The 15,750-nt window shown below is 39.3% G+C and carries 14 protein-coding genes; 10 read left to right on the top strand and 4 right to left on the bottom strand.

The genetic code is table 11. The annotated features are described in order from the left end of the window. The first annotated feature begins 101 nt into the window (after nucleotides 1–101). From Q0E08_RS08310 to Q0E08_RS08285, 6 genes are all read left to right on the top strand, one after another. Nucleotides 102–1,469 carry a citrate synthase gene (locus Q0E08_RS08310; protein WP_294778653.1) on the top strand — a complete coding sequence of 456 codons (1,368 nt, stop codon included), beginning with the start codon at nucleotides 102–104 and terminating at the stop codon, nucleotides 1,467–1,469. A gap of 25 nt (nucleotides 1,470–1,494) precedes the next feature. After that, nucleotides 1,495–2,286: a hypothetical protein gene (locus tag Q0E08_RS08305; RefSeq protein ID WP_294778652.1), complete on the top strand. Its 792-nt coding sequence runs from the start codon at nucleotides 1,495–1,497 to the stop codon at nucleotides 2,284–2,286. An 11-nt stretch (nucleotides 2,287–2,297) separates the two neighbouring features. Continuing rightward, entirely contained in the window at nucleotides 2,298–3,233 is a 936-nt protein-coding gene (locus Q0E08_RS08300) for an AEC family transporter (protein ID WP_294778651.1), read from the top strand. 20 nt (nucleotides 3,234–3,253) lie between these two features. Beyond that, nucleotides 3,254–4,237: a DNA polymerase III subunit delta' C-terminal domain-containing protein gene (locus Q0E08_RS08295; RefSeq protein ID WP_294778650.1), complete on the top strand. Its 984-nt coding sequence runs from the start codon at nucleotides 3,254–3,256 to the stop codon at nucleotides 4,235–4,237. A 35-nt stretch (nucleotides 4,238–4,272) separates the two neighbouring features. After that, nucleotides 4,273–5,094 carry a stage 0 sporulation family protein gene (locus tag Q0E08_RS08290; RefSeq protein WP_294778649.1) on the top strand — a complete coding sequence of 274 codons (822 nt, stop codon included), beginning with the start codon at nucleotides 4,273–4,275 and terminating at the stop codon, nucleotides 5,092–5,094. Nucleotides 5,095–5,227: 133 nt separating this feature from the next. Next, nucleotides 5,228–5,398: a DUF362 domain-containing protein gene (locus tag Q0E08_RS08285; RefSeq protein WP_294778648.1), complete on the top strand. Its 171-nt coding sequence runs from the start codon at nucleotides 5,228–5,230 to the stop codon at nucleotides 5,396–5,398. A 55-nt stretch (nucleotides 5,399–5,453) separates the two neighbouring features. Here the strand turns inward: Q0E08_RS08285 and Q0E08_RS08280 are convergent, their stop codons facing one another. Continuing rightward, nucleotides 5,454–6,815: an O-antigen ligase gene (locus Q0E08_RS08280; protein ID WP_294778647.1), complete on the bottom strand. Its 1,362-nt coding sequence runs from the start codon at nucleotides 6,813–6,815 to the stop codon at nucleotides 5,454–5,456. A 203-nt stretch (nucleotides 6,816–7,018) separates the two neighbouring features. On the opposite strand from Q0E08_RS08280, the gene Q0E08_RS08275 reads away from it, so the two are divergent. From Q0E08_RS08275 to Q0E08_RS08265, 3 genes are all read left to right on the top strand, one after another. After that, complete coding sequence (locus Q0E08_RS08275) at nucleotides 7,019–8,884, top strand: peptidylprolyl isomerase (protein WP_294778646.1); 1,866 nt, start codon at nucleotides 7,019–7,021, stop codon at nucleotides 8,882–8,884. Between the two features lie 73 nt (nucleotides 8,885–8,957). Beyond that, nucleotides 8,958–10,730, top strand: coding sequence for a peptidylprolyl isomerase (locus Q0E08_RS08270; protein WP_294778645.1), 1,773 nt, complete (start codon nucleotides 8,958–8,960; stop codon nucleotides 10,728–10,730). A 61-nt stretch (nucleotides 10,731–10,791) separates the two neighbouring features. Beyond that, nucleotides 10,792–11,031: a hypothetical protein gene (locus Q0E08_RS08265; protein ID WP_294778644.1), complete on the top strand. Its 240-nt coding sequence runs from the start codon at nucleotides 10,792–10,794 to the stop codon at nucleotides 11,029–11,031. A 42-nt stretch (nucleotides 11,032–11,073) separates the two neighbouring features. Here Q0E08_RS08265 and Q0E08_RS08260 read toward each other — a convergent pair whose 3' ends face one another. The 3 genes from Q0E08_RS08260 to Q0E08_RS08250 form a co-directional block, all read right to left on the bottom strand. Continuing rightward, nucleotides 11,074–12,321 carry a 6-phosphofructokinase gene (locus tag Q0E08_RS08260; RefSeq protein WP_294778643.1) on the bottom strand — a complete coding sequence of 416 codons (1,248 nt, stop codon included), beginning with the start codon at nucleotides 12,319–12,321 and terminating at the stop codon, nucleotides 11,074–11,076. A gap of 101 nt (nucleotides 12,322–12,422) precedes the next feature. Then, nucleotides 12,423–12,890, bottom strand: a complete 468-nt coding sequence (locus Q0E08_RS08255; RefSeq protein ID WP_294778642.1) for a threonine/serine exporter family protein — start codon at nucleotides 12,888–12,890, stop codon at nucleotides 12,423–12,425. Continuing rightward, nucleotides 12,887–13,651 (bottom strand): threonine/serine exporter family protein, encoded by a 765-nt coding sequence (locus Q0E08_RS08250; RefSeq protein ID WP_294778641.1) that lies wholly within the window; start codon nucleotides 13,649–13,651, stop codon nucleotides 12,887–12,889. The genes Q0E08_RS08255 and Q0E08_RS08250 overlap by 4 nt, the downstream gene beginning before the upstream one ends. 282 nt (nucleotides 13,652–13,933) lie before the next feature. Between Q0E08_RS08250 and Q0E08_RS08245 the strand changes: the two genes are divergently transcribed. Continuing rightward, nucleotides 13,934–15,750: glycoside hydrolase family 2 protein (locus tag Q0E08_RS08245; RefSeq protein ID WP_294778640.1), on the top strand; the 1,817-nt coding region annotated here is incomplete at its 3' end.

The raw sequence follows: 15,750 nt of genomic DNA, 5'->3' as shown, positions 1-15,750 counted from the left end.
TCCTTGACATAAATTTTATTATTTAGTATAATATATTTTAAAAATGGTTTTTTATGCATTGCATATAACCGTATTCTGAATTTATCGAAAGGAGAAGTAAAATGGGAACACATTATATTTCATCAGTTTCTCAGGATTATATTTCAGGTTTGTGCGGCGAACTTGAAAAGAATAACAGTATTAAACCCGGCGATTTTCAAAAATATCGTGTAAAACGCGGACTTCGTAACCCTGACGGCACAGGCGTTATGGCAGGTCTTTCTCATGTTTCATCCGTTGAGGGTTATTATATTCTTGATAACGAGCGTATCCCTAAAGAGGGTAAACTCTCATATCGAGGCTATGACATTAAGGATATAATTGCCGATTGCGTTGCCGACAACAGATTTGGCTTTGAAGAGGTTGTTTGGCTTCTTATTTTCGGCAGTCTGCCGTCAAAGGACCAAATTGTGGAAATCAGAGATGTCCTCGGTAAAAGCCGAGCTTTGCCCGACGAATTTATCGAAGATATGATTATGAAGCATCCGTCAAAGGATATTATGAACAAGATGGCACGCTGTGTTATGAGTCTTTATTCTTATGACGAAAATCCGGATGATATTTCAACGCCTAATGTTCTTCGTCAGTCGCTTCAACTTATTGCACAGTTTCCTACAATGATGAACTCGGCTTATCAAATCAAGCGCAGAGCGTTTTATAACAAGTCGATGTATCTTCATCCTATCAAGCCGGAACTTTCAACCGCAGAGTCGATTTTGCGTCTTCTCCGCTCAGACAAGCAGTACACCGATGAGGAAGCAAAACTTCTTGATATTTGCCTTATGATTCATGCAGACCACGGTGGCGGTAACAACTCAACATTCTCCACCCGTGTGCTTACATCAAGCGGCACGGATACATATTCCGCAATCACGGCAGGCCTCGGTTCTCTCAAAGGTCCCCGTCACGGCGGTGCCAACATCAAGGTTGCTCACCAAATGGAATATATTATGGAAAATCTTGATGATTCAACAGATGACGCACAGGTCAGAGATATGCTTGCAAGAATTATGAAAAAAGAAGCAGGCGACGGTTCGGGACTTATCTACGGTATGGGTCATGCCGTTTACACTCTTTCCGACCCGAGAGCCGTTATTCTTAAAAGAAGTGCCAAAAAACTTGCCTTTGACCACGGCTTTGAAAAGGAATTTATGACCCTTGATGCTATTGAGCGTCTTACTCCGCAGGTGTTTGCCGAAATTAAGGGAGTGGAAAAGCCGATGTGTGCAAATGTCGATTTGTACAGCGGACTTGTTTACAGAGTTCTCGGTATTCCGGAAGACTTGTATACTCCGCTTTTTGCAACGGCAAGAGTTGCGGGTTGGTGTGCTCACAGACTTGAGGAACTTACCACATCATCAAAGATTATGCGTCCTGCATACAAGAGCGTAACAAAGTACAGAGCATATACTCCTTTGGATAAACGCTGATTTTTATACGAAACGGGGGAGAAGAGTGAAAATCGGATATTCTCAAATATCATTGCTTCTTTTTGTAATTGCAATAGTTTTAAAAGCAATATCCGTTTTTGCTTTTGAGTCCGTTTTTCTTACCGTCGGATTTTTTGCGGCGGTTGTTATCGGAATTGTTCTTATCGGAGCGGAAACATTCGGGCAAAAAAAGTTTGCCGACGCTTTCGTTTTTGAAAATAAATTCCATATTTCGTTTTTCTCGATTTTGGCTTCTGTCGGCTTTTTTGTTGATTTTGTATCCGATTCACTCACACTTTATTCCGTTGTTCAAGACGGAGGATACAATGTTGCCGTCGGTGCGTTGGTTATCGGATTTGAGGGCTTGTTTGCCCTTGTAAGTGCCGCCTGTATGATTATGGTGTCGCTGTCGTTCGGTAAAAACACAAGGTATGATTTCAGAGAATTGAAACTTCTCAACGCTTTCCCGCTTTTGTGGGCATTGTCAAACGGAATTGCACTTTTGTCCGACATAGGGCAGAGCTTTTCGCAAACAGAAGCAGTTAAGTACATAGCGGTGATATCGTGCATTGCGGCGTTTTACTTTTTCGCCAAAGAGGTTGACGGTAAGAACGGAGCTTCTGCCTGTTCTGTTTTCTCTTTTAGATGTTTTGCCTATTTTGCCGTTTTGTATTTTATTTGCACTTTTTGTGATATTTTGGGTGGACAAACGGCTTTGCTTGAACGGAGTTCCGTTTTGTCTTTGTCGATTTTATTTAACGGCGTTTTTGCGTATTTTCTTGAGAAAAACATTCTTTCACATACTAAAACAGATTAGAGGTATTTTTAATGACCGGATTTTTAAGCAATTTGCAAACGGTTGCCGTTCAGGTTGTTATTCTTTATTTGATTTCCGCAGTGGGTTTCGTTGCGGATAAGTCAAAAATATTTGTAAAAGCCGATGCAACCAAGCTTGTTGATTTGCTTTTCAATATGATATTGCCTGTTGCAATTATCAATTCATTTCTTTCAATGGAAAGAACAAAAGAGCATATTGTGGGACTTCTTGTGTCCTTTGTGCTCGCTTTTTTAACTCATTTTCTCGGCATGGGAATTGCCGAATTTTGCTTCAAAAAAAGAAGCGCACTCGAACGCGGAGTTTATCACTATGCAATCGTGTTTTCAAATGCCGCATTTTTGGCTTTGCCTCTTGCACAAAGCGTTGCGGGTGAGGAAGGTGTATTTTATTCCTCATGTTATGTTGCGGTGTTTAACATCCTTGCTTTCACCTACGGTATTAGGGAAATATCGGGCAAAACCGCAAAAATCAGTATTAAGCATATTATTCTCAATCCGGGTTCAATCAGCGTGTTGATTGCTATTCCGCTGTTCTTGTTGCAGGTTAGGTTGCCTGAATTTTTGATGGACACATTGGCAAGAGTGGGTGCTTGCAATTCACCTATGGCAATGATTGTATTCGGTACATTTTTTGCAAACTGTAATTTCAAAAATATTTTTGCAAAAAAAGAAGTTTATTTTGTGTCGCTCATTCGCCTTGTAGTTATCCCTGTTATTATGCTGTTTGTGTTCAAACTTATCGGCGTTAAGGGCAATATGCTCACGGCACTTACAATTTCGGCATCGGCACCCGTTGCAACAAACACGGCGATGTATGCCGCAAAGTACGACAATGACACGGCACTTTCATCCGAACTTGTGGGGCAAACAAGCATTTTGTCCGTTATCACAATGCCGGTTATAGTTGCTTTGGCACAGATTATTTGATAAAAAAAGGAGGGCTTGCCTTGAATTTTGAAGATTTTGTGGGAAATGAAAAGGTTAAAGAACAGCTCTCTTTTCTTCAGGCGTCGGGCAGATTGCCTCACGCAATAGTTATTGAGGGTGATGAGGGACTCGGCAAACGCACTTTTGCCCGTGAAATCGCACTCAACCTTTTGTGCAAGGGCGAAAATAAGCCTTGCAGAAATTGCCCTCAGTGCTCAAAGGTACTCAAGGGCGTTCATCCCGATATTTACGAATACAGTGCAACGGGCGGTGCAAGGTCGTTTCATGTTGATGTTGTTCGTGATGTAAAAGAAAATGTTTATATGCAACCGAATGAGGCTGATTATAAAATATATATTTTGGGTAATTGCCAGTGTATGAACGAGAATGCACAAAATGCACTTCTCAAGGTTCTTGAAGAACCGCCTAAGTACGCAATGTTTATTTTGACCGTTACCAACAAATCCGCCCTTCTTGAAACCGTACTTTCAAGAAGCGTTGTTCTTACTCTTGAGGGAGTCAACGAGGTTCTCGGAGCAAAATATATTTGTTCAAAAGACGAAAATGCCGATTATGACGAAGCACTCAAAGCGTGTGCCGTATGGGGCGGAAATATCGGCAAAGCAATAGAAAGCCTCGGTGACAGCAAACTTTCAAAAATAAGCGGTATAGCCGTTGATGTGTGCAACGCTCTTGCAAGCAATGACGAGTATTCGCTTCTCAAAGTGTGTTCTGTGTTTGATAAGGACAGGGAAACTCTTGTTTCTTCTCTTACATTACTCAAAACGGTTTTCAGGGATGCACTTGTTTATTCAAAAAATTCCGATGTCCTTTCGGGGCAAAGGAAAACCGTGGCTAAGCTTGCCACCGACTTCAGCAAAAAAAAGCTGATGAATTTGATTTCGGCGTGCGAAAATCTGCTTGATTTAACGCTGAAAAACGGCAATAACGCAATCCTTATCACAAAGGTTTGTTATGATTTTCGCCGTGCAATAGGAAGATAATAATGAGCCTTCGGCTCTTGAATGGAGATATACATATGACAAAAGTAGTTGGTGTTCGCTTTAGGGACACAGGCAAAACATATTATTTTGACCCTCGCGGTATCGATGTTAAAGAAAATGATGTTGTAATCGTTGAAACCGCAAGAGGAATAGAAAACGGAACGGCGGTTTTTGATGTTAAGGAAGTCAACGATGACGAAATCGTGTCTCCTCTTAAACCCGTAAAAAGGGTTGCAACAAAAAAAGACCTTGCCCAAATTGAAAAAAACAAGGCTTCCGAAAAGCAGGCATTTGATATTTGCAAAAAGAAAATTGCCGCTCATAATCTTGAAATGAACCTCACTGAGGTTGAGTATACATTTGACACTTCAAAAATCGTATTTTACTTTACGGCAGACGGCAGGGTGGATTTCAGAGAACTTGTCAAAGATCTTTCTTCAACATTCCACACCCGTATTGAACTTCGCCAAATCGGTGTTCGTGACGAGGCAAAAATGGTTGGCGGACTCGGTGTGTGCGGCAGACCGTTTTGTTGCTCAACATTTCTCAACGATTTTCATTCGGTTTCAATCAAAATGGTTAAGGACCAAGGTCTTTCTCTTTCTCCTACAAAAATCAGCGGTTGTTGCGGCAGACTTATGTGCTGCCTCAAATATGAGCAAAATTCGTATGAGTATCTTGAAAAAATCACTCCTCGCGTAGGTTCAACCGTTGAATGGGGTCGCAACAACAGAGGTAAAGTTGTTGAAGTTGCATTGCTTACCGGCAAACTCAAGGTTTTGCCTGATGACGCTGTGGAAGGTTCGGCACCTGTAACAGTCAGCCGTGACGAGGTAAAAATTGTAAAAAATAAATAATAAGTATATATATAATTTTAAACAATTGATTAATTTTTACTAAAAAACTATTGCATTTTTGATTGTTCAATGCTATATTAAAGTCAATAGAATTTGGAAAATTGCTATTAATCTAATTAGGAGGTATTGTATAATGGCTTACGCAATTTCAGACGAATGCATTTCATGCGGAGCATGTGCAGCTGAATGTCCTGTTTCTGCTATTTCAGAGGGTGACAGCAAGTATGTAATCGATGCTGATGCTTGCATCGAATGCGGAGCATGTGCAGGTGTTTGCCCTGTAGACGCTCCTAGTCAGGCATAAGATAAATAAAATAGTTAAAAATGCAGAGCCGCTTGGCTCTGCATTTTTTATTTGTCTATTTTGTTATAGATTCTTTTTCTTCGTCTTCATCGGTGATATAATCTTGTTCCGTGAAGTCTTCAAAGATATTTTTTTCTTCATGTGATAACTGAATGTTGCCCTCTGCCATGCGAAGCGTTGCTTCGGCAAAACCTAACAGGATAAAAAATATCATCATCTCTTTTGGGGATTGCAATGTGTGCTCGTACAGCGACATTGTTATGAATCCGATTATTGATGAAGTGTAAAGCACTGCATAAGGTCTGTATGCGTTGTTTTTCAAATAGAAAAGCTTAAACAGATTTTTTGCAAAAACAACAACGATGAAAATCGCAAGTGCAATTCCCACAATGCCGTCCTCTGTGGCAATTTCGAGAAACAGATTGTGTGCATGTGTGCGGTTGATGCCGATTCGTGCAATGATTTCCTGATGGATGTTTTCCGTTCCGGCTCCCATACCCACAAACCAATGCTCTTTAAACAGGTCTGCGCATACTTGCCAAATTGCAAATCTGTTGTTGTTTGATGCCAAAAATTCGTTGCCTGATGAGTTGTTTTTGTATCTCAAGGCTATGGTAAGCGGAATACCTACAGCAAGCAAAAACATAAACGGCAACAGCTTTTGAAATATCTTTTTGTTGCTGATGAGCAGTGTTATCAGCGACAAAGCTACCGCTATATATGCACCTCTCGATTCAGTGCATAATATGCCGAGAAGTGAAAATGCAAAGCAAATTCTGCTGAGTTTTCTGTGCTTTGATTGCTTAAAATATACCGATGAAAATGCACAAAACGGAGTGGTTATAATGAGAAATGTTGCCAAAATAAGCGGATTGTCAAATGTTGCCGATGATCTTGACAGATACGGACTGTTGATGATTTCAAACGGGAAAAGACTGAAAATCCAATCGTTTATGCTGTAGTAAAGCGGGTTTGAAATTGTAAAATTAAATCCGTCAAAATATTTTGTAAGATTGTATGTCACAAATTCAAGCACGGCAATAAGTCCGATAACCCCAGAGGATATGTTGAGTGCAGATATTGCGTTTTTCAGTTTGTCTTTTGTGTTTACCGTATTTGCAATTTCTATGTAAAACAAAAAGCAGCCCATCCACAAAAGCCCTATCAGGGAAGAAAGAATATGTGTGTTGCTCCATATTCCCGATATAAGCATATAGCACATATATGCCATAAATGCCTTGCCTAAATTGCCGATTTTTGCATTTCTGCCCGTCTTTTTAAAATGAATCAAAAACGGAATGTAAAAGAAAAAAACAAAAAGCGGAGCAATGTATTCAGGCAATATAAAAGATGTTCCGATGATTACAAGCAACCATCCAAACAACTTTTTGTCATCTTTAGCAACTGTAACAGTCATATTGTCACCTTAAAAATTTTGTCTGATTTTGTAATGTTTTTATTTATGCAATGATAATAACATATTGTATTTATTAATGCAAGAAATATTTATTAACATTCATTTTACATTATATTTATAATTAATATATAATATAACTATTGCAAATGACGGCAAAGTGTTGTATAATTTATGAGTATTTATTATATTTTAGGAGTGATTTTGTGGACGAAAAAGATTTGAATCTTAAAAACGAAAATCTTAATTCATCTGATGGACACGATGAAAAAATCGAGCAGCCTGCCGAAAAAATACAAGAGGTAGACAATACCGAGGCAACTCCTGCTTATGAAGAAAACGATAATTGGAAGTTTGACGGCGAGGCTCAAACACTCAACAGCAATGTTATAGAAAATGATGTGTTTGAAATTCATATTCCGGAGTCGGCTAAGTATGAAACTGCCGAAAGACCGAAAAAGGCAACTCCGATTACGCCGCAGGATTCACCTGCAAAGACAAGCGGAATTAAGGGTGACAAGGTTCAATTTATTCTTATTTCGATTATTTTGGCAGCCGTTATTGCGGTTCTTGCCGTTTTCGGTACATTTTATTATACAAGGCCGAATTCAAACGAAAAAATGAATCCGGGTAACATTGCACTTAAAATCGACGATACACCGATATCAATCGGTATGTATAATTATTATTATACCTGCGTTACTCAAAACTATATTACTTATGCAAACTACGGCTATTATGACCTTGACACTACCGCAGACTATAATAAGCAAACAACAACAAACAGCGATGGCAAAGAGGTTACTTGGGCACAGTTCTTTAAGGATGAAACCGTTAACCAAATTCAGTATATCACCACTTATTACGAAAAGGCAGTTGAGGAAGGCATTACATTGACTTCCGCACAGAAAAAACAAGTTAAGGAAAATCTTTCTTCGATTAAAGCTAATGCCACAAGCGAAAATGTTTCGGTTGACCAATTCCTTTCCGATACCTACGGTGATTATTGCGGTTACGCAACCATCAAAAAAATGCTTGTACAAAGTTATATTGCACAAAACTATTATCAACAGCTTTCCGTTAACCGAAAGGTTTCGGATAAGGAAGTAAAAAAATATTACAAAGAAAACAAGGAAGATTATGAAAATGTAACATTTGCATATCTCCAGGTTCCTTATGACGATGATGACGGCAAGTCAACATTTGAAAAGTGCAATAAGTATGCAGAACAAATTAAGTCTGAAGATGATATGAAAAAAATTCTTCCAAAGGCTTGCAAGTCGTTGATTGACAGCTATGTTCAACAGGGCTATGTAGAAGATGCAGATTCATGTGTGGATATTTTAACCTCTAATATTGAAGTTTCAATTACCGCAAAAGAGGATGCTTTGGTTGAAGAAGGCATTAACTGGCTTTTTGACGAAAACACAAAAATCGGCGAAGTTAAGGCTTTTGACGACTCCGAAAATAAGACTGTTTATATTCTTTACAAGGTTTCTCAGCCTGAGCCTGACAAAGAAGAAGTATATTCCGTTCGTCAAATTCTCGTTATGCCTGACGGAGTTGACACTTCAAAATCGGATGTTACACTTACAGACGAACAACTTGCCGAGGCAAGAAAAAAAGCACAAAAGATTCTTGATAAATATAACGAAAGCGGTAAAACAGAATATGAGTTTGCCAAACTCGCAGAAAAATATTCAAAGGATACAGCTTCGCTTTCAAGCGGTTCATCGGGTACTTACGGCGGCTATTACGGCGGTGTTACTCAGGGTACTATGGTAGAAAACTTCAATGATTGGTCTATGGATGATTCAAGAAAATACGGCGACACCGGTATTGTCGATTCAAAATACGGTTGCCATATTATGTTCTTTATCAGCAAACAGCCAAAGTATCTTTACGATTGCGAAACCGACCTTAAAAGCAAAAAAGAAAAAGAATTTACATCTTCTTCAACCGTTAAAAAATATAACGGTGCAGTTAAGAAATTGAAGGTTGCACAGCCTAACCAATCTACCGACAGCAACACATCATCATCGGATGCAGACAATACTGTTTCGGCAGAATAAAAATTAACACTTGTAAAAATGTGCACAATAGTGTAGAATACTATTGATAAAAAACCAAAAAGGATGAAAACAGATGGCAGAAAATAAAGACAAGCTTGCTAAGCTGGAAGCAAAGTATGATAAGGCTTATGACAAAAAGGATGCACTTGCTGAGCAAATCGAATCACTCAGAAAGGATATTCTTAATGAGCCTGATCAAAAGAAAAAGAACAAATTGCGTTCAAAGAGAGATGCTCTTATTAAGGAGCGTGACAGCATAATTATTACCGAGGATACAGTTAAAATTCCTATGGCACCAAAGACAAAGAAGATTGTAACGGCTGTTGTTGCACTTATTGTTGTAATTGCACTTCTCTTTACATATGTTGCAACAGGCTTTGTCCGCAAGGGTATGGCAGCAACTCTCGGTTGGCCGCAAAAATCTTTTACCGCTTACACACTTACCGATGCAGACGGCGAAAAGCATAGTATTAAGGTAAATACATACAATTACTATTTTGCTATGTATTACAATAACCTTCAGTCAACAGTCAGCCAGTACAAGCAGTACGGCATTGACCTTGATGAGGCAAACCTCAATGTTGACTTTGACAAAAAGCTCTCGGAGCAAACAAGAACCGAGGATGGCAAGACAACAACATGGCTTGAATATGTTCAGCAGCAGGTTGAGGATAATATCAAGCATACATATATGCACTATTATCAGGCTGTTAAAGCAAATAAGGGTAAGGAGCCTGAAATTACAGACGATCAAAAGAAAGAACTTAAAGACGCTCTCAAGAATTACAAAGAGTCCGCTCATAAGTACGGCTATACCGTTTCAGGTTACATCGAAGCCGCAATGGGTCACGGTGTAACTAAGGAAGTGTTTAAGCGTGAAGCAACTATTTCTTACATCGCCGAAAACTACGAATCCGATCATGAAGAAGAACTTTCAAACAAGACTTATACTAAGGAAGAACTCAATAAGTATAAGAAGGAAAATAAGTCAAAGCTTCAGTCTGTAGATATCAAGATGTTTGAATGCGACAGCGAAGATGACGCAAAAGCATTTAAGAAAGCACTCAAAGCAGACGGCTCAAACTTTGCCGCTCTTGCTTCAAAGTATTCATCCGATAAGTTTGACAAAAAGGCTTATAAAGACCCTCAGGAAACCACATACAACGATATGAATCGTACAACTATGGAAAAGCTTTCTGTAGCTATTGCAACAGCTGACGATGACGATAAGGATAAGTATCCGGGTCTTGATTGGCTCTATTCTTCCGACCGTAAGGCAGGAGATGTAAGACAGGATTCAACAACAGTTGTATATGTTGTAAAGCCTGCTTATATGTCAGATACAAAGACAGTTAATGTTCGCCATATTCTTATCGCTCCCGAATCATCCGATTCAAGCGATGACAGCTCATCAACTTCCGCAAAGAATTGCACAGATAAGGAATGGGCTGCCGCAAAGAAAAAGGCAGAAAAAATTCTTGCCGAATATAATAAGGGCAAGAAAACATCAAAGTCTTTTGCAAGTCTTGCAAAGGCTAATTCGTCCGACAGTAACGCAAGCGACGGCGGTTTGTACGAAAATATAACTACAAACCAAATGGTTCCTACTTTCAACGCTTGGTGCTTTGATTCATCCCGTAAAGCAGGTGATGTCGGCATCGTTAAGACAGAGTACGGTTATCATGTAATGTACTTTGAAGGTAAAAATGACCAAACTGTATGGCAGTATATTGCACAGCAGGCACTTGCTTCCGAAGACAGCGAAAAAGAGGAAGATTCGGTTACTATCAAGAAGAATTGGCTTGGTTCACGCTATTTTGAAATTGATACAGATATTGATGCTTAACAGCAATAAATAATGGCGGGAATTATTCTCGCCATTACTTGTTTAGATAAAGGATTTGCTTATGCCGTTGATACCGACAAATAAAGAAGTTGAACAACTGAAAAAAGAAAACGCCCGATTAAGAGCGGCACTCGGTGAGGCTGAATACGAATGTCAGCGTCTTACTATTATTAATTCTAATTTAGAAGCTCAACTTAAAGAGTCAAACAGGGAACTCGAAAAGAATATTGATGTTCTTCAAACGCTTAAAGGTGATATTGAAGCCTTGGTTGACAATCTAAAATCAAACGAAAACAAATAAAAATGCCGACGGCTTGATGTTTCAAGAACCGTCGGTTTTCTTTTATTCCGTGTATTTTTGACCTTTCGAGTTGAGATGACGAACATCGATGTAATCCGGCAGTCCGTTTCTGTACGGTATCTGTGCAATACCCACTACAAGCGGTCTTACATAGTTTAAAAATTCTTCTGTTACATAGTTGCCTTCATCGTTAATCCATTCTCTCGGAACGGTTTTTACGGCGTTTGCAACAACTCTGACATCTTCTGTGCCGTATTCCACACAATATGGTGATTCGCTTGTTCTCTTGATTGTGGAGAACACTCCCGTCTTTCCGTTAACTGCGGCTTTTACTGCAACTTCACCAAGATTAAATGCTTCGTTAACATCTGTGAGCGATGCAATGTGAGCAGTGCTTCTTTGCAAAACTCCCGGCTCAAGTGCTCTTACCTTACAGCCGATTTTTTCTTCAATAACGCTTTTAAGATACGCACCTGCACCGCTTAGCATAATGTGTCCGAATTTGTCTGCTTTTGACCCCTCGGCACTGATGTAGTTACCGTCTTTGTCACGGATGCCCTCGCTGACAACAATGATAACGGAATTGTATCTGTCAAGCATTTTGTTAACATCTTTGATGAATTGTTCGGTAGAAAATGCAACCTCAGGCAAATAGATAAGGTGTGGGGCAAGTGCCGTGCCCTCTTTTGCAAGAGCGGCAGAGCCGGCAATCCATCCGGCATCTCTGCCCATGGTTTCTATGATGTGAATACTCTTGATGTTGTAAATGGAAGTATCATATGCAACTTCTCTTACACACGAAGCGATGTATTTTGCCGCACTTCCAAATCCCGGTGAATGGTCAATGCCTACAAGGTCGTTATCTATGGTTTTAGGTATACCTACAAATTTTATATCGCTTTTAATCTTTGCGGCATATTCGCTGAGTTGTTTAACCGTGTCCATAGAATCGTTGCCGCCGATGTAAAAAAAGTAGCCGATGTTGTACTTTTCAAGAAGTGCAAAGATTTGCCTGTATTCATCTTCTGTTCCGCCAAGCTTGTATCTGCAAGAACCGAGGTACATGGCAGGCGAGTGCTTGAGGCAGTTCATCATATACGGCTTGTTTTCAAATGTTGCATTGAGGTCAAGCAGATTTTCGTTTAAAAATCCCTCAATTCCGTTAATCATTCCGTACACTTTTTCAATTTTATCCTGCTTAAAGGCACAGTCTATCGCCCCTGCAAGCGAAGAATTTATTACTGCAGTCGGTCCGCCCGACTGACCGATTATCATATTTTTTTTGCTCATGGTTATAACTCCTACTTCGAAAGTCAACTATGTATTATATATTCTTTCACTTAATTTTTCAATAATTAAATTTTTAATAATGTCAAAAAATGAGCCTGCAATTATACAGACTCATTTTTAGCTATTCCTTTTTTCTTTTTTATCATACTTTTTGCATAGGTTATCATTACCGTGCCTATCACGATACCTGCCGCAAGGCCAAAGGTGACTATTGCCGTTGTTTTAAGATTGTTCCAAAACAGCACCTTGTCACCGTCCAAAAGTCCTCTCATTGTGTAGTAAAGAGCACCTCCGGGAATAAGCGGAATTGTTCCCGGTACAAGATAAACATTTGACGGAGCCTTGAGTATTCCCGACATAATTTGACTGTAAAGATAAACGAATAACGCCGCCGCAAAGTTGGATAAAAACATATTGCCGGTTAAATGATTTATTAATAAAAACAGTGCCCAGCCGAGTCCGCCGCCGATTGTTGAAGCAAGCACATTTTTTTCACTTACTCTGAAAAAAATCGAAAATCCGAGTGCACCCGTCGTTGCGGTTATGATTTGAATAACAAAATCTTTCATATCAACCCTCCGAGCATAAGCATAGACATTGCATATCCGCCGGCTATTGCAACAGCCGTCAGCAAAGCTTCAATAAATTTGTAAAGCCCTGCCACAATGTCTTTGTTGAACATTTCCTGAATGGAGTTAACAAGCAAAAGTCCGGGTATAAACAGCATTATGTCGCCTATCATCACCTTGTCAATGTTGCTTCCTATTCCGATATACATACAAAGTATTGCAAGCACACCTGCCAAAAAACTTGCCGTAAAAGTGTAAACAATGTTGTTGATGTTTCTCAACCTAAAGTGATAATCCATAAAATATATAAATATTCCGATAAGTGCCGATGCAAGTCCGTCATATATGTTGCCGCCGAAAAACAGGGCAAAACTTCCTGCCGCAAGTACATATCCCATACATTTTATTGCCGGCTTTGACTTTGCTTTTTTAGGATGATTAATCAGTTTGTTAAGTTCTTCGATGCTTGGCTTGTTTTCACAAATGTATTTAAAAATATTGTTTAGTTCTTCGCTGCTTCCAAGGTCTGTTCCGCCTTTTGTTACACGGACGCTTTGAGTATAATGTTTGCCCTCTTTTGTTTTGATTGTGGCAACTATAAGGCTTGTTACGGCGTATATTTCTATATGCTCAAAACCGTATATTTTGCATATTTTTATGAGCGAATCCTCAACCCTTTTTACCTGCGTACCCGAGGATACATATTTGCTTCCGAATTCAAGCAAATTTTCAAGGAACAATTCGCATTCTCTGTCATTCACAAGCCTCACCTCTCTTTAGTTTTATTATAAATTAATAAGTTATTTTGTCAATATGATTTGGTGCTTTTTCAATTTTACTTTGATTGACAAAAACATTTGGGTAATATATAATCTATATATGATATTTGTTTTATAAAAAGTAATTTTTATGCATAAACTCGGTATGGTTTTTCATATTGCAAAAACCATAGAGAAAGTTGCAATCAATAATAATGCAAAACACATATAACCTCACAGACAATGAGGTGCTTGTTAAAAAATACAAATTAAAAGGGATATGTTATGAAAAAATTATTAAACGGAGCGTGGCTCTTTAAACAGAATACGGATGATAAGTGGATGAATGCAACCGTTCCGGGTTGCAATTTCCTTGATTTGATGGCTAACGGCGTTATTGACGACCCGTTTTTGAAGCTTAACGAAAAAGATGCAGAGTGGGTCGGCAAAACTGATTTTGAATATAAGCGTACATTTGAAGTTACAGAGGAAGAACTGGCTTCAAACAGTGTTTTGCTTTGTGCCGATATGCTCGATACCGTTTGCGATGTGTTTATCAATGACAGTTTTATGTTTTCCGCCGATAACTGTTTTATTAAATACGAGTTTGAAATTAAGAAATTTCTTAAAAAAGGCGAAAATGAGATTGCGATATATTTTCATTCTCCTGTTAATTGGGTCAAAGATAAGTACAAAAATTGTGTAACTCCTATTAATTCAAACGGTCAAAACGGCATTGTTCATATCCGCAAGCCGCAATGTCACTTCGGCTGGGATTGGGGTCCGGTACTTCCTTGCAGCGGTATTACCGAGGATATTTATCTTGAATTTGTAAACGAGGGCAGAATCAATGATTTCGCCGTTTCTCAGATTTGCAATATTACTGACGCAACCGTTGATGCAAAAATCGAATATACAGCATACAAAGATTGTGAGTGTAAAATCACTCTTACATCTCCGAGCGGAGAAGTTATGTCGGCAAACGGTGACACCGCTCATTTTGATATTGAAAAGCCCGAACTTTGGTGGACCTACGATTTGTCCGACAAAAAGGAACAGCCGCTTTACACCGTGACAGCAACTCTTTTGTGTGACGGTACGGTTGTTGATGAATGCTCAAAGAAAATCGGTATCCGCAAGATTGAACTTAATCGAGAACTTGACGGCTACGGTAAAAACTTCCAATTCAAGATTAATGATGTGCCGATTTTTGCCAAGGGGGCAAACTATATCCCGCCCGACAGCTTTATTACCAGATTTGGTAACAAGGAACTTAACTATTTGCTTGATGCGTTTCAGTTTTCAAATATGAATATGCTTCGTATTTGGGGCGGCGGATATTACGGCAGTGAAGCTCTTTACAGTGAGTGCGACAAAAGAGGTATTCTTGTTTGGCAGGACTTTATGTTTGCATGCCAGGCTTATCCGTTCTTTAATGAAGATTTCCTTGCAAATGTAAAGAAGGAAGTCAAATACAATGTAAAACGCATTTCTTCTCATCCGTCACTTGCACTGTGGTGCGGTAACAACGAGATTGAGGATATGCACATGGCGTGGATAAATATGCCTAAGTATATTGCGTGGACAGAAAAGTTTTTCTACGGAATTCTTGAACCTGAAATCAGAAAATACGATTCTCAAACTCCGTATACTCAAGGTTCGCCTATCGGTAAAAGCCACAACGAGGGCGTGTATGCCGATAATGTGGGTGATACTCATCTTTGGGGCGTATGGCACGGCTTGAAGCCTATGGATTATTACAGAAAGCGTATGACCCGTTTTTGCAGTGAATTCGGCTTTGAATCTCTTCCCGATATGAACAGTATTCGCATTTTTGCCGACAAGTCCGATTATGACCTCAACAGTCCTGTGTTCCTTTCGCATCAAAAGTGTATGAACGGCAATGACAAAATGGTTTACTACATTGCAGGCAGATTTGATTTGCCAAAGCATTTCAGGGATTATGTTTATCTTTCACAGGTAACACAGCTTGAATGTATTCGTGATGCAACCGAGCATTGGAGAAGAAACAAGGGCAGATGTAACGGCTCAATGTATTGGCAGTTCAACGATTGTTGGGGTGTTTGCTCGTGGTCGAGTAT

It is taken from the genome of uncultured Eubacterium sp. (assembly GCF_934561735.1).
Classification (GTDB): domain Bacteria; phylum Bacillota; class Clostridia; order Oscillospirales; family Acutalibacteraceae; genus Eubacterium_R.
This window is presented reverse-complemented; position numbering and strand designations above follow the sequence as displayed.

What these genes read in the sequence shown, in the direction of transcription:
- Q0E08_RS08310 (WP_294778653.1), top strand. Translation starts at nt 102, where the DNA reads ATGGGAACACATTATATTTCATCAGTTTCTCAGGATTATATTTCAGGT.
- Q0E08_RS08300 (WP_294778651.1), top strand. Translation starts at nt 2,298, where the DNA reads ATGACCGGATTTTTAAGCAATTTGCAAACGGTTGCCGTTCAGGTTGTT.
- Q0E08_RS08290 (WP_294778649.1), top strand. Translation starts at nt 4,273, where the DNA reads ATGACAAAAGTAGTTGGTGTTCGCTTTAGGGACACAGGCAAAACATAT.
- Q0E08_RS08285 (WP_294778648.1), top strand. Translation starts at nt 5,228, where the DNA reads ATGGCTTACGCAATTTCAGACGAATGCATTTCATGCGGAGCATGTGCA.
- Q0E08_RS08280 (WP_294778647.1), bottom strand. Translation starts at nt 6,815, where the DNA reads ATGACTGTTACAGTTGCTAAAGATGACAAAAAGTTGTTTGGATGGTTG.
- Q0E08_RS08270 (WP_294778645.1), top strand. Translation starts at nt 8,958, where the DNA reads ATGGCAGAAAATAAAGACAAGCTTGCTAAGCTGGAAGCAAAGTATGAT.
- Q0E08_RS08265 (WP_294778644.1), top strand. Translation starts at nt 10,792, where the DNA reads ATGCCGTTGATACCGACAAATAAAGAAGTTGAACAACTGAAAAAAGAA.
- Q0E08_RS08260 (WP_294778643.1), bottom strand. Translation starts at nt 12,321, where the DNA reads ATGAGCAAAAAAAATATGATAATCGGTCAGTCGGGCGGACCGACTGCA.
- Q0E08_RS08255 (WP_294778642.1), bottom strand. Translation starts at nt 12,890, where the DNA reads ATGAAAGATTTTGTTATTCAAATCATAACCGCAACGACGGGTGCACTC.